The organism is Nocardia sp. NBC_01329 (genome assembly GCF_035956715.1).
In the GTDB taxonomy this organism is placed as follows: domain Bacteria; phylum Actinomycetota; class Actinomycetes; order Mycobacteriales; family Mycobacteriaceae; genus Nocardia.
Genome location: NZ_CP108381.1, coordinates 1,381,314 through 1,403,472, shown reverse-complemented (window position 1 = coordinate 1,403,472; position 22,159 = coordinate 1,381,314). Strand labels below are relative to the sequence as shown.

Genomic DNA, 22,159 nt, shown 5'->3' with positions numbered 1-22,159 from the left:
GGATCACCGGCTCGGCACGATCGGGCTCATGCCACCGCTACCACCACACACGCGGCGACGAAGAGCACCTGAACCAGGGTGCGCAGCGGTAGCGGCATCGTTTCGATACCGAGATCCGCCCGGGCTGCTCGCATATCGGCCGGGAACATGGCGAGCAGCAGGCCCGCACTCGCCTATATCCGGTTCGCCCTGCGGTATCCGGGCCATTTCGATGTCATGTTTCCGCAGCCGGCTCCTCCGCACCGATGACGCGGATCTCACCGCCGCCCGCGCCCGGTCCGCCACCGCGCTGAACAGATACGCGCGCGACACGATGCGGGCCCGGTACGCCACCGGATCGCCGGGTCCGCGCATAGGCTGGTCGCGGTGAGGACCCGATGAACGTCCAGGACCCCGACCAGCGGTTCCGCGCGGAGGTCGCGTCGTTGCCGACCCCCGCGCCGGTATCACCCGAACATGTTGGGCCACCCGGACTCACCGGACCGGACCTTCTGGAGATGTTCGAAGCGCAGGTGCTGAGCAGGCAGGCCGATCTCGCCGCTCGCCGGCTGGGCGCGAGCGGGCGGGGCTTCTACAGCATCGGGTCGTCCGGACACGAGGGGAACGTAGCACTGTCGGTCGCGACCCGGATCACCGATCCCGTCCTGCCGCACTACCGTTCGGGCGCTTTCTTCGTCCATCGGGCCCGCCGGGCCGGAATCGCGGATCCGGTACGCGACCTCCTGCTCGGTGTGGTGGCCGCCGCGACCGACCCCATCTCCGGCGGCCGGCACAAGGTATTCGGTAGCGCACCGGCGAATATCGTCCCGCAGACCTCCACCATCGCCTCGCAGCTACCGCGCGCGGTGGGTCTCGCGTTCGCCCTCGACCGAGCCGACCGGCTCGGGGTCGACTGTCCGTGGCCGGCGGACGCGGTGGTGCTCTGTAGTTTCGGCGATGCCTCGGCCAATCATTCGACCGCGATCGGCGCGATCAACACAGCCGTCCACACCGCACATCTGGGTGTGCCGCTCCCGGCGCTGTTCGTCTGTGAGGACAACGGGATCGGGATCAGCGTGCCCACCCCACCCGACTGGATCGAACACGCCTACGGCCACCGGCCGGGCCTGCGCTGGTTCGCGGCCGACGGCTGCGACCTGTGCGATGCGGTCACCACCGCGACGGCGGCGGTCGATTGGGTGCGCGCCCACCGCCGGCCGGCCTTCCTGCATCTGCGCACAGTGCGGTTGTTCGGGCATGCCGGTTCCGATGTGGAGAATGCCTACCGCGACACCGCCGCGATCGAGGCCGATCTGGCCCGCGATCCGGTCGCCGCGACAGCGCGGCTCCTGGTCGCCGCCGGTATCCGGACCCCGGGAGAGCTCCTGGACCACTACGACCGACTCGCCGAGCGGGTCGCCGCGACCGCCGAGGAGGTGTGCGGGGAACCGAAACTCACCACCGCCGATTCGGTACTCGCTCCCTTGGCCTCGGCACACCCGGACCGAGTGCGAGACGATACGCCGAGCCACCGGACGCCGGTAGCCACAAGCCGCTCCTCGGAGCCCCCCTCGAAAGCGGCCGGGCCCGGCACTGTCACGCGGAACGAGTCCGGGAGCGGGCCGGACTCGGACTCGGACTCGGACTCGGACTCGGACTCGGAAACGCTGGCGCAGGCGATCAATCGCACGCTCGCCGAATTGCTCGCGCGGGATCCCGATGTCCTGGTCTTCGGCGAGGACGTCGCCCGCAAAGGTGGTGTCTACGGGGTGACCAAAGGACTGCGGAAGCGGTTCGGTGCGCGCCGGGTGTTCGACACCCTGCTCGACGAACAGAGCATCCTCGGTACCGCGCTGGGCACCGGCCTCGCGGGATTCGTACCGATTCCGGAGATCCAGTATCTGGCCTATGTGCACAACGCACTCGACCAGTTGCGGGGCGAGGCGGCGACCCTCTCGTTCTTCTCGGCCGGCCGCTACCGCAACCCGATGGTGGTCCGGATTGCCGGCTACGCCTACCAGCGTGGTTTCGGCGGGCACTTCCACAACGACAACTCCGTTGCCGCACTGCGCGATATTCCCGGCGTGGTCGTGGCGTCGCCGTCACGGCCCGGCGACGCGGCAGCCCTGCTGCGCACCTGTGTCTCCGCGGCCCGTACGGATGGTCGGGTCTGTGTATTCCTCGAGCCCATCGCCCTTTACCACACCCGTGACCTCTACGAACCCGGCGACGGGCGGTGGGCGGCAGTCACCGGGGACCCCGGCCGGGTTCCGATCGGCCGGGCCCGCGTGTACGGCGACGGAACCGATCTGACGATCGTCGCCTTCGCGAATTCCGTACCGATGAGTCTGCGGGTGGCCCGCCGCCTCGGACACCGCGGGTTCGGCGTCCGTGTGCTCGACCTGTGCTGGCTCTCCCCGCTTCCGCGCGCCGACCTCGTCCGGCACGCCGAGGCCACCGGACGGGTCCTGATCGCCGACGAGACCCGGCGCAGCGGGGGCGTTTCCGAATCCGTCTGCGCGGCACTGGTGGACGTCGGCTTCACCGGCGCCCTGGTCCGGGTCACCAGCACGGACTGTTTCGTGCCCCTGGGGCCCGCCGCCACGACCGTCCTGCTGAGCGAGGCCGATATCGAGGCGGCCGCCCGCGAACTGCTCGCCCGGGGCCGGGCGTGATCGGTCGCCGCCGGGTGGGTATCGGCGGTGCGCATCCTGCCCGGCCGGGCAACCGGGACGAGCGAACCCCAGGCGGGGAGTCACCGCGCGCTCACGGAGATCAGAACCGGCTCGCTCCCGGCGCGGGCGCGGGGAAAGCCACGACCCGGCCGGTCGGTCCGGCCGAGTCGCCGCCGTAGTCCTGGCCCACCACGAAGAGCCGGGGCCGCTCCACATCGCTGTCGAGCACGCACGCGAAAGCTCCGCGATCCGATTCGGCGGTGGCCAGTACCGCACCGCCTTCGGCTACCCGCACGCAATGCCGATTGCCGACATCCGCGTACCAGACCGCCCCTTCCGCATCGAGGCAGATACCGTCGGGGTGGTCGCCGGAGGTCGGTGCCCAGACACGGCGACCGGCGAGATCACCTGTGGGAGTGATGTCGTAGGCGGTGAGTTGCTCGGCATAGGATTCGGCGACGATCAACGTGGTGCCGTCCGCGGTGATCGCCATCCCGTTCGGGAATGCGAGATCTTCCGCGACCCGGCGCACCGTACCGTCCGAGGTCACCACCACGATGAAACCGGGCGCGAAATCGCCTCCGGGAAAATCGAATCCGATGCTGTTGACATAGGCGTTACCCCGGGCGTCGACGACGATATCGTTCCACGGTTCATCGCTTTCCACGGCAAGGTCGGCGTGGAGTACCAGGTTTTCGCCGGGTTCACGGCGCAACAGGCGCTGCCTGGCCGAATCGACGATCAGCAGCCGCCCGTCGGGCAGGAAGTCGATGCACATGGGGAACGAGGACACCGATGCGATCACCTCGCTGCGTCCCGGGCCGTCGACGGCGATCACCTGGCCGGCACCCCAATCGGAGAACCACAATCGCCCATCGTGCCAGCGCGGCGATTCACCGAAGACGACTCCTTCGAGCAGTACCTCTGGTGTGTCCACGTGCCCGTTCCCTTCGTTCGACGGTGGTAATGCGGACGGGGCGAACGCGCGGAACTCATCGGCGGGGCGGCCCGTGGCCGACAACTCCGCGAACGAGGACCTTCTGGTCAGCCGATACCGTATGCGGCCGGGCGTCGAGCAGGGCACGCCGACGCTGGGCCACGAACTGGCGGTTGGTGAGCCGGAAGGCCGGAAGCTCCCCTTTCCCGATATGTTCAGTGCTCAATATGCCGGAAGGAGAGATGGATGAGCCGGATAGTCGTCGTCACCGGAGGGACCGCCGGGATCGGCCGCCGGGTCGCGCGGAAATTCGCCGAATCGGGCGACGCCGTGGTGATCACCGGGCGTTCCACCGAGCGGGTCCAGCAGGCGGCCGAGGACCTCGGCGTGCGCGGCATCGTCTGCGACGCCGGGGTGCCGACCGCGGTGGAGCGCTTCGCCGAGCTGCTGGGGCCCGAGTTGGACGTGCTGGTGAACATGGCCGGCGGCAATACCGATCTCACCGCCGGCGAACCCGGCGGGGCAGCACTGGAAGAACTGACCGAGCGCTGGCAGTCGAACCTGACCGCGAACCTGCTGAGCGCGGTACTCACCACCACCGCGCTGCGCGGTCGGTTGCGCGCGGGCGGGTCGGTGATCAATATCGGCTCGATCGGCGCCGAATACGCCGCATCGTCCTACGGGGCCGCGAAAGCTGCGCTCGAAGCATGGTCGGCGGGCCTCTCGGCGCAGCTGGCGCCTACCGGGATCACGGTGAACACGGTCGCGCCGGGCTATATCGAGGACACCGAATTCTTCCAGGGGACGATGACCGAGCAGCGGCGCGCCCAGCTCATCGGGTCCACCCACAACAATCGGGCCGGCACCCCGGACGATGTGGCCGGCGTCATCGAATTCCTGGCCTCGCCGCACGCCCGCCACATCACCGGACAGACCATCCACGTCAACGGCGGCGCTCACACGACGCGCTGAGGCGACCACCGGCACGTACCGCGCCGTGGACGATTCTGCGCCGGACCCCGTGATCAGTCGCGAGCCGAGGTCCGCGAGCGGCCGGATGCGGGACGCAGACGAGACAGGGTTCCGGGAGTCAATCGGCGCGCGAGTGTCTCCAACGAGGCGACGACTCCGGCGACATCATCGGGATCGTCGGTGCCGAGCGCCGCCGCGAGCGCTGGATCGATCGTGGTGGATCGGACGAGATCGACCCGATCCGATGCGTCGGGCGCTTGCCGGATGAGGACGCGACGCCGATCGGCCGGATCAGGTTCACTCGCGATCGCGCCCGCCTCACGTAACCGGGCGACGCAGCCGGAAACTCGGCTCTGCGGGAGACCCGTTCGTGTCGCGATCTCCCCCACCGCACTGCCGGGGTTCTCGACGATATCGCTGGCCACGATCAATACCGAACGCACGCTGGTCGAGTACTCGCGCAGTCCTTCGGTCGGCATCGCCTCCTCACCGATTTTCATCAGGGTGCGCCCCAACAGGAAAAGTTCCACTCCGTTCATTCCCGGCACGCTACCCGAGAAGCATCATCTCAGATGCATCTTTCTTGATGTATCTAAAAAGATGCATTACGGTTCTCGGTATGAGCGACTTCCGAACCGGCCGCCTCCCCGTCCCCGGCGCGTCCCTGCACTACGAGATCCACGGCTCCGGCCCCCTGCTACTGCTGATGCAAGGCGGCGACGGCAATGCCGCCCGCGGCGCCGACCTGGCCGAACGACTCGCGACCGGCGGCTACACGGTGGTCGTCGCCGACCGCCGCGGCCTGTCCGGCAGCACCCTCGACGATCCGGCCGCGCCGGTCACCGTGGCCACCCACGCCGACGACACCCACCGCCTGCTCGCCTCCCTCACCGACGAACCAGCCCGGATCTTCGGTTCCAGCTACGGTGCGCTCATCGCACTCACCCTGGCCGGGGATCATCCGGAGCAGGTGAGCACCCTCGTCGCCCACGACCCGGCCACGATCTGCCTGCTACCCGCTTCGGCCCGCGCCCGCGCCCACGCTGATCTCGCCGCCCTCGCCGAGGTCTACCGTGGCGAGGGCGCGCTCCCCGCGCTCCGAAAACTCGCCGAGCTGATCCATGCTGATTTCTCCGACAGAGAACCCGGCGTCGTCCCGCCCGCACCACGCGGACCGGACGATCTGGACGACCTGCACTTCTTCCTGTCCCGGGATCTGCCGGAGATCCGCTCGTCGGGTCTGGACGCCGAGCGCATCGCCGCACTCGCCGCCACCCCCGTGCACATCGTGCCCGCCGCCGGTCGCGGGTCCCGGGAGATCTGGAACTACGACTGCGCCCGCGCCTTGGCTGCCCTACTGGACAGAGAAGTCACCGAATTCCCGGGCGGTCACAGCCTTTCCACCCATCCGGCCGCTTTCGCCGCCCGGCTGCGCGAGGTCCTCGAACAGTCGCCCGCAGCCGCCGCACACAACGGCTGAACGGCGATCTGGACACCAGTCCGAGCGACCCTCGGGTTCGACGCGCGGGCCGACACCCCCGCACACCGAAATTACCCGGCGCATACCCCGAGGGCTACTACTGCGGGGTCGTGAGCTCGCCGAGCGCCTCCAGCAGGAACCCGTTCACCGCCTCCGTCGCTTCCAACTGCACCAGGTGACCGGCGCCCGGTACTCGCTGTACGGCGCGCAGATCCGGCAACAGGGCGCGCATCGTATCGAGCGGATCGCGGCCGCTGAACCCCTCCATATCGGGATCGTTCTCGCCGTAGACGAAATACACCGGCACGCTGGGGGCAGCCTCGGCGTAATCGGCGGTCAGTTCCCAGTTGCGGTCGATCGCCCGATACCAGTTGAGACCGCCGGTGAAACCGGAGTTCTCGAAATCGGTTGCCAGGATGTCGAACTCGGCCGCAGACAGCCAGCGCCAGGGCAGGTCCGGCGCGTCGGGAAGGGCGTCGATGTACCGAGTTCCCGGTGGGTTCTTCCATACATCGAGATAGTGGAAATCCCCACTCAGTGCGTAATAGACGCGGGAGAGGAACTCCCGCGGCCGCTCGGCCAGATGCGCGTCGGCCACGCCGGGTTCCTGAAAGTACTGCAGGTGCAGGAAATGCCGTTCGGCCATCTTCCCCCAGTAGTACCCCGGTCGCTTCGGGGCCCGCGGCGCGAAGGGATTGTTCAGGATCACCAGCCCCCGCACCCGCTCCGGTGCGCGCAGGGCGAGCTCCCACAGCAGGGCCGCACCGAAATCGACGCCCACGAAAACCGCTCGGTCGGCGTCGATATCGTCGAGTAGCGCGAGCAGATCACCCACCACGGCCTCGTTGGTGTAGTCGTCGATCGACTCCGGCGCTCCGGTTCGGCCGGCGCCACGCAGATCGGGGGCGATCGCCCGGTACCCGGCGGCCCCGGCAGCGGCGAGCTGGCGATGCCAGACGTACCAGGTGTGCGGGAATCCGTGGCAGAAGATCACCGGATGCCCCCGGCCCTGTTCGGCGACATGCATCCGCACCCCGCCGGTGTCGACGAACCGGTGTGTCGGCTCCACCGCACCTCCCGAATACTAGAACGCGTTACAGTTTAACGGTAACGTTCCGGAACTGTGAACGGAACACCACACCCCCTGAAGCACCGGATCGCGGTGGTCACCGGCGCGAGTCGCGGGATCGGCAAAGGTATCGCCCTGGAACTGGGCGCCGCCGGCGCGACCGTCTATGTAACCGGCCGGTCGGACCGGCCGGGCACCCTCCCGGGCACCGTGGCCGAAACCGCCGCCCGGATCGACGAACTCGGCGGCACCGGCGTACCGATCGTCTGCGATCACCGCGACGACGACGCCACCGCCGCACTCCTCGAACGGATCGGCGCCGACCACGACCGGCTCGACATCCTGGTGAACAATGTCTACAACTCCCCCGCCGCGGCCCGCTGGCTCGGCCGAAAGTTCTGGGAGGTTCCGCCGAAGGCCTGGGACGAAACCTTCCAGGTCGGTGTGCGCTCGCACTACACGGCCGCCGTCTACGCCGCGCCACTGTTGTTGAAGGGCGACGGGCTGATCGTCAATATCTCCTCACCCGGCTCCCAGCGGTATATGCACAATGCGGTCTACGGGGTCGCCAAAACCGCGCTCGACCGGATGACCGCGGATTTCGCGCATGACCTGGCCGATACCGAGGTCACCGTGGTCTCGATCTGGCCGGGCATCGTCGATACCGAACTACTGCAGATGGTGCCCGCCGACGCGGACGGCAACCGGGTCGTGACACTGCCCGGCGAGGGCAGCTTCGACCTGAATCTGGCGGAGAGCCCCCGGTTCGCGGGCCGAGCTGTGGTGGCGCTCGCCACCGACCCCGAACGCCGGAAACGGTCCGGGCAGGCCTGGAAGGTCGCCGATCTGGCCGGCGACTACGGTTTCACCGATGTGGATGGGAGAGTCCCCCGCCACGACTGACCCGGCGGGTCAGGCGAATTTGATCTCCAGCCCGATCCCCAGGATCGCGATGAACCAGACCATGCCGGTGAAGATCGTGATGCGGTTGAGGTTCTTCTCGGCCACCGTCGACCCGGACAGACTCGACTGCATCCCACCACCGAACAGGCTGGACAGACCTCCGCCCTTGGCCCGGTGCAACAGCACCAGCAGCACCAGCAGCAGGCTGGTGACGATCAGGAGGATATCCAGGAACATCCGCATGCCGGACAGTCTAGAGGGTGGCCCCGGACGAATCCCATTCGCAGTCCGGCAGCCCCTATGCCTGCGGTTCCACCGAGACCAGGTGGGTGAGTGTCTCGTCGTGCGCGAATTCCGAGACCGCCCGTTCGCGCATCAGGTCCTGGGCGGTCAGCCGCACCTTGTGCTGCTGCATGTGCTCGGACCAGGACCGCACCACGAACGCCTCCACATAGCGGTCGGTACTGCTCACATCGCGGTACAACCGCCATTCCATGGCCCCGGTCCGCTGCCGGGATCGCCCGACGAAGCTCATCGCCGCCAGGAACTCCGGCACTTTGTCCGCAGGCACGTCGTAGTCCTTCAGTACCAATACCGGGCCGTCGTCGGGGTCGGGTTCCACCGCCAGCTGCGGTTCCGGCCAGTACGCGTGTGGTGTCAGATCGAAGCCGGGCGCGAACTCGCGCAGCGGCAGCCAGACGGCGCTCACCGCGCATACGCCGAGCCCCGCTGCCGCCACCAGCAACGCGGTCACCGCCCCGTAGGCGCCCGCGACCAGACCCCACACCACCGAGCCGATCGCCTGCCCGGCCATGAACACCAGCAGGTACACCGACAGTCCGCGGGCCCGCACCCAGCCGGGCAGCAGCAACTGCATGGTCGCGTTCATAGTGGACAGAGTCAGCAGCCACGACGCCCCCGCGAATACCAGCAGCAGCAGTACCAGCGCCTCCACCTGCACCAGGGCAGTCCCGGCGCAGGCGATCCCGAACACCACCGCGGCGACCGCGACCTGCTGAGTGGGCGTGAGCAGCGCCCGCACCCGGGCCAGACCCAGCGCACCGAGCACGGCACCCACGCCGAGCGCTCCCAGCATCACGCCGTACCCGGAGGAACCCAGGCCGAGCTGGTTGCGGGCGATCACCGGCAGCAGCGACCACAGCGCGCTGGCGGGCGCCACGAAAAGAGCCGTACGCAGCAGGACGCGCCGGATCGCGGGCGCGGATTTGATGAAACGGGTCCCTGCCTGCAAGGCCGCGAGCGGGCGTTCGCTGGGGAGATCCCTGGTCACCCGCGGCCGCCGCCAGAACAGCAGCGCCGCGACAATGGCGGCGAACGAGACAGCGTTCAGCGCGAACACCAGCGCCGGACCGGACAGCGCGACGAGCACACCCGCGATGGCCGGCCCCACCGCCCGACCGATATTCATATTCATACTGCCGAGCGCGGCGGCCGAAGGAATCTGCTCCCGGGGCACCAGTTCGGGCTGGATCGCCTGCCAGGCCGGGCCCACCACCGCTTGACCACATCCGAGCAGGAACAGCAGAGTGAGCAATACCGACGGAGTGGTGTGGCCGGCGGCGGTGGACACCGCCAGGGTGATCGCCAGCACCGCCATCGTGGACTGGGCGCCCAGCAACAGACGCCGGCGGTCCAGTAGATCGGCCAGCACACCGGACGGGATGGCCAGGATCATCACCGGCAGCGTCGTCGCCGTCTGGACGAAGGAGACCAGCGCGGCGGCGTTGGGTTCATCGACCAGCACCCACTGGGCCCCGACCATCTGCATCCAGGTGCCGAGATTGGACACCAGCTGCGCGATCCACAACGCACGATAGACCCGCAATCGCAGCGGCGCCCAAGTAGAAACAGGTTTCGATGCGGCTGCGGTCACTCGGGACAGCATAGCGTCGTGCTCTGACCGGCCCGCCGGGTGAAGGACCCCGCGACCGGCCACGACCTCGGGCGGCCGCAACCCCGCGACGCGCGCGGGCCGGTACGCCGCCCAGTAGTGCGCCGATACATCCCACGATCAGGCGGTGAGCCGGTCGTCTTCGCCGATGAAGAATGTGGCGATTACGCTCACCACCGCGGTGGCCACCAGGTAGCCGCAGGCCGGCCATCATGTCGAACCGCCCAGCGCGATCAGGGCTGTGACGATCATCGGCGTCAGGCCCGAGAGGACAACAGCCCAGGTCGGAAGCGTTGGAATCAAGGCGATTCGAGCGGCGGGCGGGTTTCGGCGCAGCGGGCGAGCCGGTGCGCCGGGTAGCATCGCCGTCATGCCGGGACGAGCATTCCGATTCGGTGCGACCCTATCGCTGCTCCTACTTGCCGCGACAGCATGCTCGGACAACGAACCAGCCGCGCCCGAACCCACCCCTATCGGCCATACCTATATTTCCACCGAGGTCACCGGTACGCCCATCCCCGGCGGCGGTCCGCTCACCCTCACCTTCGCCGACGACCGGATCTCGGCGGACGCCGGATGCAACACACACAGCGGTACGGTGGATCTCGGCGACCACGTCCTGCACGTCTCCGGGCTCGCGAGCACCCTGATCGGATGTCCGGGCGACCGGGCCGGTTCCGACACCTGGATCGGCGACCTGTTTCGCGCGGACCCCACCTGGCAGCTCGATCAGGACCGGCTGACGCTGACGGGTAAGGAGACGACAGTCGTCCTCACCGACAAGAAGGTCCTGCAACCGGACCGGCCGATCCGCGGCACCGAATGGGTGGTGACCACCCTGCTCACCCCCGACGCCCAGATCTCCTCGCAGACCGTCGACCAGGTGCAGCCCACCCTCACCGTCGGAGCCGACGATTCGCTCACCGGATTCGCCGGATGCAATCGGCTCACCGGCCGCGCCGTAGTCACCGAGACACCGGCCGGGGCCGATATCGCCTTCACCGCCGCCACCACACGGATGATGTGCACACCCGAGGTCATGGAGGTGGAACAGGCGGTACTGACCACCTTGGACGGCACAGCGCAGGCCACGGTCGACGCCGACACCCTCACCCTGCGCAACCTCAACGGTCACGGCCTGACCCTGCGCGCCCGGTAACGAGGCCCGGCAGATCTCGCAGAGTATCGGCGCGAACGGACGCCGCCCAGCGCTCATGATCTGTGAGCCCTGCGCCCCACGGTCCGTGGCCGGGCCGGCATTCACGACCGCAAGGACGGAAACGATGAGGCCCGCCGGTCGGGAACCGGCGGGCCTCATCGGGTCAACGGCCGATCAGGGCAGTGGCCCGCCCGCCGCGATGGCGGACAGGGTGGCGAATTCATCGCCCTTCAGCGACGCCCCGCCCACCAGAGCCCCGTCGATATCGGTCTGCCGGGTGAGCTCGCCGACGTTCTTCGCGTTCACCGAACCGCCGTAGAGCACTCGGACGGTTTCGGCGACCGGCTCGCCGGCCAGCTGCACCAGTTCGCTACGAATCGCGCCGCAGACTTCCTGGGCGTCGGCGGGGGTCGCGACCTTGCCGGTACCGATCGCCCAGACCGGTTCGTAGGCGATCACCACCTTCGCGATCTCCGCGGCGGTAAGGCCCTTCAGCGAACCTCGCAGCTGTTCGAGGTTGTGCTCGACATGGGTGCCGGCGTCGCGTACGTTCAGTCCCTCACCGATGCAGACGATCGGCGTGATGCCGTGCTTCAGCGCCTGCTTGGCCTTCGCCAGCACTGTGGCGTCGTCCTCGTTGTGGTACTGCCGGCGCTCGGAATGCCCGACCACCGCGAACGCGCAGTTCAGTTTCGCCAGCATCGCCGCGCTGACCTCGCCGGTGTATGCGCCCGATTCGTGCACCGAGACATCCTGCGCGCCGTAGGTGATGCGGAGTTTGTCGCCCTCGACCAGCAGCTGCACGCTGCGGAGATCGACGAACGGCGGAATCACCGTGACATCGACCTTGTCGAAGTACTTGTCGGGCAGCGCGAACGCGATCTTCTGCACCAGAGCGATGGCCTCGAGGTGGTTGAGGTTCATCTTCCAGTTGCCCGCGATCAGCGGTTTCCGGGCCATCTACGCCTCCTCTGAGGCGTTGAGCGCGGCGCCTTCCGCATCGTCGAGCACGCTGATACCGGGCAACGTCTTGCCCTCGAGGTACTCCAGCGACGCACCGCCGCCGGTCGAGATATGCGAGAAATCGCTCTCAGCGATACCCAGTGCACGCACGGCGGCAGCGGAATCCCCGCCGCCGACCACGGTGAACGCACCTTTGCCGGTGGCCGTCGCGATGGCCTCGGCCACTCCGCGGGTCCCTTCCGCGAACTTCTCGAACTCGAACACACCCATCGGCCCGTTCCAGAACACGGTGCGCGCCGCGGTGAGCAACACTGCGAAACGCTGCACCGATTCGGGACCGATGTCCAGACCCAGCCAGCCGTCCGGGATCTCGTGGCACGGCACGACCTTCGACTCCGCGTCCGCGGAGAACGAATCGGCGACGACGATATCGCGCGGCAGATGGATGACGTCGGCGTAGCGATCCAGCAGACCCTTGCAGGTATCGATCATCTCCTCCTGCAACAGCGAGGAGCCGACCGAAAGACCCTCGGCGGCAAGGAAAGTGAAGCACATACCGCCACCGATGACCAGGGTGTCGACCTTGGGGGCCAGCGCCTCGATCACCGCCAGCTTGTCCGACACCTTGGACCCGCCGAGTACCACCGCGTACGGGCGGTCGGTGGATTCGGTGAGCCGGGCCAGCACATCGGCTTCCGCCGCGACGAGCGTGCCCGCGTAATGCGGCAGCAGTTTCGCCACGTCGTACACCGACGCCTGCTTGCGGTGCACCACACCGAACCCGTCGGAGACGAACGCACCGTCGTCGCCGACCAGTTCCACCAGTGCGGCGGCCAGCTTCGCGCGTTCGGCGTCGTCCTTGCTGGTCTCCCGCGGGTCGAAGCGGATGTTCTCCAGCAGCAGCACATCCCCGTCGGTGAGGCCCTCGGAGCGCGCCAGCGCATCCTGGCCCACCACATCACCGGCGAGCTGCACATTACGTCCCAGCTCGGCGGCCAGCCGGGTGGCTACCGGGGCGAGCGACAACGCCGGGTCCGGTGTGCCCTTCGGACGGCCGAGATGCGCGGTGACGACCACCTTGGCGCCGGCTTCCACCAGCGCGCGGATGGTCGGCACCGACGCGACGATGCGGCCCGGATCGGTGATCTGCCCGTTGTCCAGCGGAACGTTGAGGTCGGAGCGCACCAGCACGCCACGCCCCTCGACACCCTCGGCGAGGAGATCTTCCAAAGTTTTGACAGTCACGCCGTTCCTCAGAGAGACTTGCCGACGAGGCCGATGAGGTCGGCGAGGCGGTTGGAATAGCCCCACTCGTTGTCGTACCAGGAGTACACCTTCACCTGATCATCGATGACCTTGGTGAGCGGTGCGTCGAAGATCGACGAGTGCGGGTCGGTGACGATATCGCTGGACACGATCGGGTCGACGTTGTACTTCAGGATGCCCTTCAGCGGTCCCTCGGCAGCAGCCTTGAACGCCGCGTTGATCTCGTCGACAGTGGCCTTCTTGGCCAGGTCGGCGGTCAGGTCGGTGATCGAACCGGTAGGAATCGGCACCCGCAGGGAGTAGCCGTCGAGCTTGCCGTTGAGGTCCGGCAGCACCAGGCCGATCGCCTTGGCCGCACCGGTGCTCGTGGGCACGATGTTCACTGCGGCGGCGCGGGCACGACGCAGATCCTTGTGCGGGCCGTCCTGCAGGTTCTGGTCCTGGGTGTAGGCGTGGATGGTGGTCATCAGACCCTTGACGATGCCGAACTCGTCGTGCAGCACCTTGGCCAGTGGGCCCAGGCAGTTGGTGGTGCACGAGGCATTGGAGATGATGTTCTGGCTACCGTCGTACTTGTCGTCGTTGACACCCATCACGATGGTGATGTCCTCGCCCTTGGCCGGGGCGGAGATGATGACCTTCTTCGCGCCGGCGGCCAGATGCCCCTTCGCCTTGGTGGCGTCGGTGAAGATACCGGTGGACTCGACCACCACGTCCACACCCAGGTCACCCCACGGCAATGCCGACGGGCCCTCCTTGATCGCCAGCGCCTTGATGCGCTGGTCGCCGACCACGATGGTGTCCTCACCGTCGAGCGACACATCCTGGGGCAGCCGACCCAGGATCGAGTCGTACTTCAGCAGCGTGGCGAGGGTCGCGTTGTCGGTGAGGTCGTTGACCGCGACGATCTCGATGTCGGTGGTGCCGAGCGCCTTCTGCGCCTCGACCGCCCTGAAGAAGTTACGGCCGATACGACCGAAGCCGTTGATGCCTACCCGGACAGTCACGATATCGCTCCTCAGCTTTCAAACGGATTCGTTCCGATGTCTGATCACCCTAGTGCCCGGCCGGGGTCGCCCCGACAAGTGCCCGGCGCCGCTGAGAAACCGCACGATCACCGACCCGGCACTGTGAGAAACCCGGCGGGCAAATCCCGTGGTTCCGGGCATACCGCCCAGAACGGAAGAACAATCGAGCGCCCCCTTACCTCAATACTCGCACGATGGCTTCGCCGCTCGGACCCGGCGGGTGCCCGAAGGCCCGGGACGGCCGGTGCGGCGGATGCCAGGCCTGCCGGGCATGCGGAAAGCCGGGAAATTCCGGAACGAGGCGTCGGCACTGGAGGCTGGAACATGCGCGGGTGGGCGCCGAGCAGGTCGGATACCCGACCCCGGCGGCCCGGGCAGTGGGGCACCTCATCGGTTCCCCCTGCCCGGCACCCTCATCTCATGCGTCGTCGAGCAGCTCCGCCGTCACCGCCGACTCCGTATCCGGCACACCCAGTTCCTTGGCTCGCCGGTCCGCCATCGACAGCAGGCGGCGGATCCGGCCCGCTACCGCGTCCTTGGTCATCGGTGGGTCCGCGAGCTGGCCGAGTTCCTCGAGCGACGCCTGCCGGTGCTCGACTCGCAGCTTCCCCGCCGCGGCCAGATGGTCCGGTACGTCGTCACCGAGCAGTTCCAGGGCCCGCTCCACCCGGGCCGCCGCGGCGACTGCGGCGCGGGCCGAGCGCCGCAGGTTGGCGTCGTCGAAGTTGGCGAGCCGGTTGGCGGTAGCGCGGACTTCACGCCGCATGCGGCGTTCTTCCCAGGTCAGCCGCGTGTCCTGAGCGCCCATGCGGGTGAGGAGGGCGCCGATGGCTTCGCCGTCGCGGACCACCACCCGGTCGGTGCCGCGCACTTCACGGGCCTTGGCGGAGATCCCGAGCCGCCGGGCCGCGCCGACCAGAGCCAGGGCGGCCTCGGGTCCGGGGCAACTCACCTCGAGAGCTGAGGAGCGGCCGGGTTCGGTAAGGGATCCGTGAGCCAGGAAGGCACCGCGCCAGGCGGATTCCGCGTCGGCGACGCTGCCGCCGACGACCTGGGCGGGTAGTCCGCGCACCGGCCGGCCGCGCACGTCGAGCAGACCGGTCTGCCGCGCCAGGGCCTCGCCCTCCTTCGCGACACGGACCACGTAACGGGAGGATTTGCGCAGGCCACCGGCGCTGAGCACATGAACGTCCGACCCGTATCCGTAGAGTTCGAAGATCTCCCGCCGTAGCCGCCGTGCGATGGAGAGCATATCGACTTCGGCTTCGACTATCACCCGCCCGCCGACGATATGGAGGCCGCCGGCGAAACGCAGCAGGGCGGACAGTTCGGCTTTGCGCGCACTCACCTGTGTTACGGCGAGCCGGCTCAGCTCGTCTTTCACTTCGGCTGTCATCGCCACGAGACGTGCTCCTTTCCACCCAACCCGGACCGCACATCCTGACCCATGTGCCGTCCCTCGACTCGAAGCCCCGGCAACTGTGGCCGAGGCTCGTGGATCAGTTGATCCAGTGCGGCGGCGAGCTTTCCGGAGTCGTGCCGGTCGGTTCCCGCGTCGGCGACATCGGAAAAAACTACTCGCGCCCGTAATTGACCGGCAGCTCTGGCCACATGCTCACGTTCCCGCCCTTCCGGCACGCACCCGGAGTCGACCAGAACCTCGTCGACCGCGAAATCCGGTGCGTGCTGGGACAATACATGCAGGTGCCGTTCGGCGGAGAACCCCGCGGTCTCACCGGGCTGCGCGGCGAGGTTCAGGATCAGCACTTTACGCGCCCGGGTGCGCACCAGCGCGTCACGCAACTCCGGTACCAGCAGATGCGGTATGACGCTGGTGAACCACGACCCCGGCCCGAGGATCACCGCGTCCGCCTGTTCGATGGCAGCGGTGGCCTCGGCGCAGGACGGCGGATCGGCGGGCAGCAGCCGCACCCGCCGCACCTGCCCCGGTGTCGTCGCGACCGCGACCTGGCCGCGGATACACCGGCTCACCCGCGGATCGGCTTCCAGCCCGGAGACATCGGCTTCGATATCCAGGGGGATATTCGACATGGGCAGCACCCGCCCACTGATGCCGAGCAGTTCACCCACCTGGTCGAGCGCGGCTACCGGATCGCCGAGCACCTCGGTGAGCCCCGCCAGCAGCAGGTTGCCCACGGAATGCCCGGCCAGGGCGCCGGTACCCCCGAACCGGTGCTGCACGGTCCGGGTGAGCACACCGTCGGCGTCGGCGGCCAGCGCCGCCAACGCCATCCGTAGGTCGCCGGGGGGCGGTACACCCAGTTCGGCGCGCAGCCGGCCGGAGGAGCCGCCGTCGTCGGCGACCGTCACGACCGCGCTGATCCGGCGGGTGATCCGCCGGACCGCGGACAGAGTCGCGTACAGCCCGTGGCCGCCACCGAGCGCGACGACCGCGGGATCGGACGGGTCGGCGGATCCGTTCTCCGAGATCGTCATTCGCGCCCCAGATCCCGGTGCAGTACCCGTACCGCGTCCACCGGCCCGTCCGCGTCCTCGTCGATCCGGCTGCCGTTGATCTTGCCGAGGGCCTCGGCGATCGCGACACTGCGATGTCTGCCGCCGGTGCAGCCCACTGCGACCGTCATGTAACGCTTCCCCTCTTGGCGATAACCCTGGGTGGTCAGCTCGATCAGGTGGTCACAGGTCCGCAGGTAATCATCGGCACCCGGACGGGACAGCACATAGTCGCTGACCACCGTTTCCTGACCACTGTGCTGCCGAAGTTCAGGTACCCAGTGCGGGTTGGGCAGGAAACGCACATCCAGCACCATGTCCGCGTCCAGCGGGACACCGTACTTGAATCCGAACGATTGAACGGTCAACTGCAGCGCCACCGGCGTGCCGCCGCCGTAGACCTCCTCCAATTTCCGGTGCAATTGGTGAATGGACAGCTCGGTGGTGTCGATGACCACATCCGCGGCGGCTTTCACTCCCGCGAGCCGGACCCGTTCGGCGGCGATTCCGGCGGACAGGGTCCCCTCGGCGCTGTCGTTCTGCAGCGGGTGGCGGCGCCGGGCGAAACCGAACCGGCGGATCAACACATCGTCGGAAGCCTCCAGGAAAAGAATCCGGGTGGGAACCCCGCGGGCCCGTAGCTGTTCGATGACCGCGGACAGGTCGCCGGTGAAGAACCGGCTGCGCACATCCATCACGATCGCCAGCCGCCGGATGGGTGGATCGGCGGAGGAACCCAGTTCCACCATGCGGACAATCAGTTCCGGCGGCAGATTGTCGGTGACGTACCAGCCCAGATCCTCGAGGACCCGCGCGGCCGTTCCCCGCCCCGCACCGGACAGGCCGGTCACCATCACGACTTCGACCGGGGTGCCCGAGCCGGATTCCGCATCCGGCACCACTTTCGTACTGTTGTTCGATTCGACGCGAGTCATGTACCACCCGGATCTTGTTCGGGAATGCGTTTCGGTCACCTTGCTGTAGGGCCGCGCCCCCGGTCGGTACCGCGGGACGCAGGAACAAACGTACGTGACCGGCGCCGGTCGCCGCGCAGTTGCGGCGGGCGCCGCGCCGGGCGCTATCGCTCGTGCAGTGCGGCCAGTACCGCCTCCGCGGTGGCGCGCCCGATACCGGGCACCTCGATGATCTCCTCGACAGTGGCCTCCTTCAGTCGCGCGACCGAGCCGAAATGGGTCACCAGCGCGGTTCGCCGGGTTTCGCCCAGACCGCGTACGGCGTCCAGCGCGGACGCCGTCATCCGCCGGGTCCGCTTACTGCGATGGAAGGTGATGGCGAAGCGGTGCGCTTCGTCACGCACCCGTTGCAGCAGGTAGAGGGCCTCGCTGGTCCGCGGCAGCACCACGGGGTCGGGCTCGCCGGGGACCCAGACCTCCTCCAGGCGTTTCGCGAGACCGACAACGGCGACATCGGTGATACCGAACTCCTCGAGCACCTCCGCCGCGGCAGCCACCTGCGGGGCGCCGCCGTCGACGACATAGAGATTCGGCGGATAGGCGAACTTTCGCGGCCGGCCGGTCTTCGGGTCGATACCCGGCCGGGTCACGATCTCCGTCTCGCCGTCCACCTCCGCGTGCTCGGCGCCGTGGTAAGGCGCAGGCGTACCGAACACCGCCATCGGGACCGCTCCCGCGAGATCGGCCTGCTCGGCGGCGTCGCGCTCACGCCGCAGCCGCGCGAACCGGCGCCTGGTCACTTCGGCGATACTGGCGACATCGTCGGAGCGCCCGTCACCGGCGGCCTCGCGGATGGCGTAGTGGCGGTAATCGGACTTCTTGGGCAGCCCGTCCTCGAAGACCACCAGCGAGGCCACCACATCGGTGCCCTGTACGTGGCTGATGTCCACACATTCGATCCGCAGCGGTGCGGTGTCGAGGTCGAGGGCCTCCTGGATGTCCTGTAGTGCCACCGAACGCGAGGTCAGGTCACCGGCGCGGCGGAGTTTGTGCTGAACCAGCGCCTCCTCGGCATTACGCGCCACAGTCTCGGCCAGGGCCTTCTTGTCGCCCCGCTGAGGGACCCGCAACCGCACCGACGCACCCCGCAGCGTCGACAACCAGCGCTGTACCTCGTCGACATCGGGGGGTAGTTCGGGGACCAGCACCTCCCGCGGCACCACGGCCGCCGGCTGTTCACCGGGAGTCTGCTCGGCCACCGCGGCCTGTTCCGCATAGAACTGGGTGAGGAACTGTTCCACCAGTGCGGCCAGCTCACCACCGCGTTCGGGGGTGTCGGCGGCGTCACCGGATTTGTCCACCACCCAGCCGCGCTGGCCGCGCACCCGGCCGTCGCGGACGTGGAAGATCTGCACGGCGACCTCGAGGTCGTCTCCGGCGAAGGCGATCACATCGGCATCGGTCCCGTCGCCCAGGACAACGGCCTGTTTCTCCAAGGCCCGGCGCAGCGCCTGCACATCGTCGCGCAGCCGCGCCGCGGTCTCGAAATCGAGGTCCGCGGCGGCGGCCTGCATGCGGCGTTCCAAGTCCTTGACCATCCGGTCGGTGCGACCGGCCAGGAAATCACAGAAATCGTCGACGATCCGCCGGTGCTCGGCGGCGGAGACGCGTCCCACACACGGCGCCGAACATTTGTCGATATAGCCGAGCAGGCACGGTCTGCCCATCTGGTTGTGCCGTTTGAAGACCCCGGCCGAGCAGGTGCGGGCCGGGAAGACCCGCAGCAGCAGATCCAGGGTCTCCCGGATCGCCCAGGCGTGGGCGTAGGGGCCGAAATAACGGACCCCCTTCTTCCGGGCGCCGCGGTAGACGAACAGCCGCGGATACTCCTCGTTCAGGGTGACCGCCAGCACCGGATAGGATTTGTCGTCGCGGTAGCGGACGTTGAATCGCGGATCGAACTCCTTGATCCAGTTGTATTCGAGCTGTAGTGCTTCCACCTCGGTGGACACCACGGTCCATTCGACGCCCGCGGCGGTGGTGACCATCTGGCGGGTCCGCGGATGCAGTGCGGTGATATCGGCGAAGTACGAGTTGAGCCGATTACGCAGGCTTTTCGCCTTGCCGACATAGATGACCCGGCCGTAGGAGTCCCGGAACTTGTAGACACCGGGTTCGAGCGGAATTGAGCCGGGCTGCGGCCGGTACGTCGCGGGATCTGCCACGTATCCAGCGTAGTAGCGGCCTCGGACACACTCCGCCGCCGGCCGCCGGCTGGGGGCTGGGGGCTGGGGGCTGGGGGCTGGGAGGAAGCCGGCTCGTCGCGGGCCGACCGGCGATGTTGCGCCGGCCACACTACACAGTTCCGGTGCCCTACCAGCGGTATGCAGTTCCGCCCCGGGTTCCCCCAGCCGGGGCGAGTTCGGCCGCCACAGTCGCCGCGGCCCGCTAGAGTTCGAATATGCGCCCGATACAACGGATTCGGTACGCGCTGACAGTGACGGCGCTGCTCTTGGCAGGCTCGCTCAGCGGATGTTCGGACGATACCGGGTCGGCGGGCCCGTGCACCCCGGTACCGAACGGTACCCCGGTGACCACCGCACCGTCGGCGGGCTCGATCGCCCCCACTTCCCGGGATCTCGCAACGAACCCGGAGATCGCGTCCGGCTACCGCAGTGAGATGACTGCGGTCCGGACCAGCGGCTACGCCGTATCCACCGCGAACTCCCACGCGACCCGCGCCGCCTGCGAGGTGCTGCGGGCCGGCGGGACCGCGGCGGACGCGCTGATCACCGCACAGACGGTGTTGGGTCTCACCGAACCGCAGGCCTCGGGGCTCGGCGGGGGCGCGTTCCTGCTCTACTACGACGCCGAGCACGAGACCCTGGATGCCTACGACGGCCGGGAGACGGCCCCGGCCGGGGCCACCGAGAACTATCTACGCTGGACCAGCGATACCGACCGCACCGAACCGAAACCGGATACCCGGGCCAGCGGCCGCTCCATCGGAGTGCCCGGGGTGGTCCGCATGCTCGAACTCGCCCATTCCGAGCACGGCCACATCCCGTGGCGGGAACTGTTCGATCCTGCGGTGTCGATGGCGGATCAGGGTTTCGAGATCAGTCCACGGCTGGCCGGGCAGATCGCGGACTCCGCCGCCGAACTGGCCCGCGATCCGGCCGCGGCCGAATACTTCCTGAACCCGGACGGCTCCCCCAAGGCGGCGGGCACCGTCCTGACCAATCCGGGCCTGTCGAAGACTTTGAACACCGTGGCCACCGAGGGCGCGGACGGTTTCTACACCGGCCCGATCGCCCAGGACATCGTCGTCGCGGCCGGTTCACGGGCGGGCGGGCGCACCCCGAGCCTCCTCGAAGCCGCGGACCTCGACTCCTACCGAGCGGTGAAACGCACCCCGCTGTGCACCGGCTACCGCGAGCACGAGGTCTGCGGAATGCCGGGGCCGTCCTCGGGTGGTATCACGGTGGCGGCCACGCTCGGCATCCTGGCGAACTTCGACCTGCCTGCCATGCCGCCGGAGCGGGTGGATCGTAACGGTGGTGTCCCGCAAGCCGAGGCGGTACATCTCATCGCCGAAGCCGAACGGCTCGCCTACGCGGACCGGGACAAGTTCGTCGCCGACCCGGATTACGTTCCGCTGCCCGGAAATTCACCGGAGACGCTGGTTAACCCGGAGTACCTGGACAAGCGGGCCGAGCTCATCGACCCGCACAAGACGATGGGCACCGCGAAACCCGGTGAGTTCGGGGCGGCGCCGGTGGGTATCGGACCCCAGCCGCCCGAGCACGGCACCAGCCATATCTCGGTGGTCGATTCCTATGGAAACGCGGCAGCCATGACCACGACAGTGGAATCGGCCTTCGGCTCGTTCCACATGGTCGACGGTTTCCTGTTGAACAACCAGCTCACCGATTTCGCCACCGACCCGCTCGGTACCGACGGCAAACCGGTCGCCAACCGGATCGAACCGGGTAAACGCCCGCGTAGCTCCATGAGCCCGACCCTGGTGTTCGAAGCCGGAACCGATTCCGAACGAGGTGCGCTCACCCATGTCGTCGGCTCGCCCGGCGGTTCGGTGATCATCCAATTCGTGGTGAAAGCCCTTGTCGGCATGTTGGACTGGGGGCTGGATCCGCAGCAGGCAGTCTCCGCGGTGGCCTTCGGCGCCGCGAACACGCCCGTCACGAATGTCGGCGGCGAGCATCCGGCGATCGATGCCGATGCCGACGGCACCCGCGATCCCCTGGTCACCCGGCTGCGCGAACGAGGCCATCAGGTATCGGTGGCCCCGCAGACCAGCGGGCTCAGTGTGCTCGGCCGCGATGGTGACAGCGGCTGGGTCGGCGGCGCGGATCCCCGGCGCGAAGGCGAGGTACTCGGAGACGCCCGCTGACACTCGCGGTGGG

At 68.2% G+C, this 22,159-nt stretch carries 20 protein-coding genes and 1 pseudogene; 7 read left to right on the top strand and 14 right to left on the bottom strand.

The window, feature by feature from the left end; translation table 11 throughout:
- Nucleotides 1-26: 26 nt before the first annotated feature.
- Entirely contained in the window at nt 27-149 is a 123-nt protein-coding gene (locus tag OG405_RS06555; RefSeq protein ID WP_327150723.1) for a hypothetical protein, read from the bottom strand.
- A gap of 228 nt (nt 150-377) precedes the next feature.
- On the opposite strand from OG405_RS06555, the gene OG405_RS06550 reads away from it, so the two are divergent.
- Complete coding sequence (locus tag OG405_RS06550; protein WP_327150722.1) at nt 378-2,654, top strand: thiamine pyrophosphate-dependent enzyme; 2,277 nt, start codon at nt 378-380, stop codon at nt 2,652-2,654.
- Nucleotides 2,655-2,754: 100 nt separating this feature from the next.
- Here the strand turns inward: OG405_RS06550 and OG405_RS06545 are convergent, their stop codons facing one another.
- Entirely contained in the window at nt 2,755-3,591 is an 837-nt protein-coding gene (locus OG405_RS06545; protein WP_327150721.1) for an SMP-30/gluconolactonase/LRE family protein, read from the bottom strand.
- 73 nt (nt 3,592-3,664) lie between these two features.
- Between OG405_RS06545 and OG405_RS06540 the strand changes: the two genes are divergently transcribed.
- Both OG405_RS06540 and OG405_RS06535 read left to right on the top strand, forming a co-directional pair.
- Nucleotides 3,665-3,841, top strand: coding sequence for a hypothetical protein (locus tag OG405_RS06540; RefSeq protein ID WP_327150720.1), 177 nt, complete (start codon nt 3,665-3,667; stop codon nt 3,839-3,841).
- A complete protein-coding gene (locus OG405_RS06535; protein ID WP_327150719.1) occupies nt 3,838-4,563 on the top strand; it encodes an SDR family NAD(P)-dependent oxidoreductase in 726 nt (241 codons plus the stop codon). Before OG405_RS06540 ends, OG405_RS06535 begins: the two co-directional genes overlap by 4 nt.
- Nucleotides 4,564-4,616: 53 nt before the next feature.
- On the opposite strand, the gene OG405_RS06530 is transcribed toward OG405_RS06535, so the two are convergent.
- Complete coding sequence (locus tag OG405_RS06530; protein ID WP_327150718.1) at nt 4,617-5,102, bottom strand: MarR family winged helix-turn-helix transcriptional regulator; 486 nt, start codon at nt 5,100-5,102, stop codon at nt 4,617-4,619.
- 80 nt (nt 5,103-5,182) lie between these two features.
- On the opposite strand from OG405_RS06530, the gene OG405_RS06525 reads away from it, so the two are divergent.
- Entirely contained in the window at nt 5,183-6,043 is an 861-nt protein-coding gene (locus tag OG405_RS06525; protein ID WP_327150717.1) for an alpha/beta fold hydrolase, read from the top strand.
- Nucleotides 6,044-6,140: 97 nt separating this feature from the next.
- Here the strand turns inward: OG405_RS06525 and OG405_RS06520 are convergent, their stop codons facing one another.
- Nucleotides 6,141-7,112 (bottom strand): alpha/beta fold hydrolase, encoded by a 972-nt coding sequence (locus OG405_RS06520; protein ID WP_327150716.1) that lies wholly within the window; start codon nt 7,110-7,112, stop codon nt 6,141-6,143.
- Nucleotides 7,113-7,166: 54 nt separating this feature from the next.
- Between OG405_RS06520 and OG405_RS06515 the strand changes: the two genes are divergently transcribed.
- The gene (locus OG405_RS06515; RefSeq protein ID WP_327150715.1) at nt 7,167-8,015 is read left to right on the top strand and encodes an SDR family NAD(P)-dependent oxidoreductase; all 849 of its coding nucleotides are present in this window, start codon (nt 7,167-7,169) and stop codon (nt 8,013-8,015) included.
- A gap of 9 nt (nt 8,016-8,024) precedes the next feature.
- On the opposite strand, the gene secG is transcribed toward OG405_RS06515, so the two are convergent.
- From secG to OG405_RS29125, 3 genes and pseudogenes are all read right to left on the bottom strand, one after another.
- Nucleotides 8,025-8,258 (bottom strand): preprotein translocase subunit SecG, encoded by a 234-nt coding sequence (gene secG / locus OG405_RS06510; RefSeq protein WP_030521441.1) that lies wholly within the window; start codon nt 8,256-8,258, stop codon nt 8,025-8,027.
- Nucleotides 8,259-8,313: 55 nt separating this feature from the next.
- Complete coding sequence (locus OG405_RS06505) at nt 8,314-9,921, bottom strand: MFS transporter (protein ID WP_327150714.1); 1,608 nt, start codon at nt 9,919-9,921, stop codon at nt 8,314-8,316.
- Between the two features lie 126 nt (nt 9,922-10,047).
- Nucleotides 10,048-10,203, bottom strand: a pseudogene (locus OG405_RS29125) (MFS transporter); the annotation flags it as partial.
- A gap of 94 nt (nt 10,204-10,297) precedes the next feature.
- Between OG405_RS29125 and OG405_RS06500 the strand changes: the two are divergent.
- Nucleotides 10,298-11,086 carry an META domain-containing protein gene (locus tag OG405_RS06500; RefSeq protein ID WP_327150713.1) on the top strand — a complete coding sequence of 263 codons (789 nt, stop codon included), beginning with the start codon at nt 10,298-10,300 and terminating at the stop codon, nt 11,084-11,086.
- A 174-nt stretch (nt 11,087-11,260) separates the two neighbouring features.
- On the opposite strand, the gene tpiA is transcribed toward OG405_RS06500, so the two are convergent.
- The 7 genes from tpiA to uvrC all read right to left on the bottom strand — a co-directional run bounded on the left by tpiA (nt 11,261) and on the right by uvrC (nt 19,957).
- Nucleotides 11,261-12,046, bottom strand: coding sequence for a triose-phosphate isomerase (gene tpiA / locus OG405_RS06495; protein WP_327150712.1), 786 nt, complete (start codon nt 12,044-12,046; stop codon nt 11,261-11,263).
- Nucleotides 12,047-13,294: a phosphoglycerate kinase gene (locus tag OG405_RS06490; RefSeq protein WP_327150711.1), complete on the bottom strand. Its 1,248-nt coding sequence runs from the start codon at nt 13,292-13,294 to the stop codon at nt 12,047-12,049.
- Between the two features lie 8 nt (nt 13,295-13,302).
- The gene (gene gap / locus OG405_RS06485) at nt 13,303-14,322 is read right to left on the bottom strand and encodes a type I glyceraldehyde-3-phosphate dehydrogenase (RefSeq protein WP_327150710.1); all 1,020 of its coding nucleotides are present in this window, start codon (nt 14,320-14,322) and stop codon (nt 13,303-13,305) included.
- 439 nt (nt 14,323-14,761) lie between these two features.
- Nucleotides 14,762-15,739 carry a DNA-binding protein WhiA gene (gene whiA / locus OG405_RS06480; protein ID WP_327150709.1) on the bottom strand — a complete coding sequence of 326 codons (978 nt, stop codon included), beginning with the start codon at nt 15,737-15,739 and terminating at the stop codon, nt 14,762-14,764.
- Entirely contained in the window at nt 15,736-16,800 is a 1,065-nt protein-coding gene (locus OG405_RS06475) for a gluconeogenesis factor YvcK family protein (protein WP_327150708.1), read from the bottom strand. The genes whiA and OG405_RS06475 overlap by 4 nt, the downstream gene beginning before the upstream one ends.
- Nucleotides 16,797-17,720: an RNase adapter RapZ gene (gene rapZ, locus OG405_RS06470; protein ID WP_442790729.1), complete on the bottom strand. Its 924-nt coding sequence runs from the start codon at nt 17,718-17,720 to the stop codon at nt 16,797-16,799. Before rapZ ends, OG405_RS06475 begins: the two co-directional genes overlap by 4 nt.
- A 176-nt stretch (nt 17,721-17,896) precedes the next feature.
- Complete coding sequence (gene uvrC / locus OG405_RS06465) at nt 17,897-19,957, bottom strand: excinuclease ABC subunit UvrC (protein WP_327150706.1); 2,061 nt, start codon at nt 19,955-19,957, stop codon at nt 17,897-17,899.
- A gap of 236 nt (nt 19,958-20,193) precedes the next feature.
- Between uvrC and OG405_RS06460 the strand changes: the two genes are divergently transcribed.
- Entirely contained in the window at nt 20,194-22,146 is a 1,953-nt protein-coding gene (locus OG405_RS06460) for a gamma-glutamyltransferase family protein (RefSeq protein WP_327150705.1), read from the top strand.
- Nucleotides 22,147-22,159 lie beyond the last annotated feature (13 nt).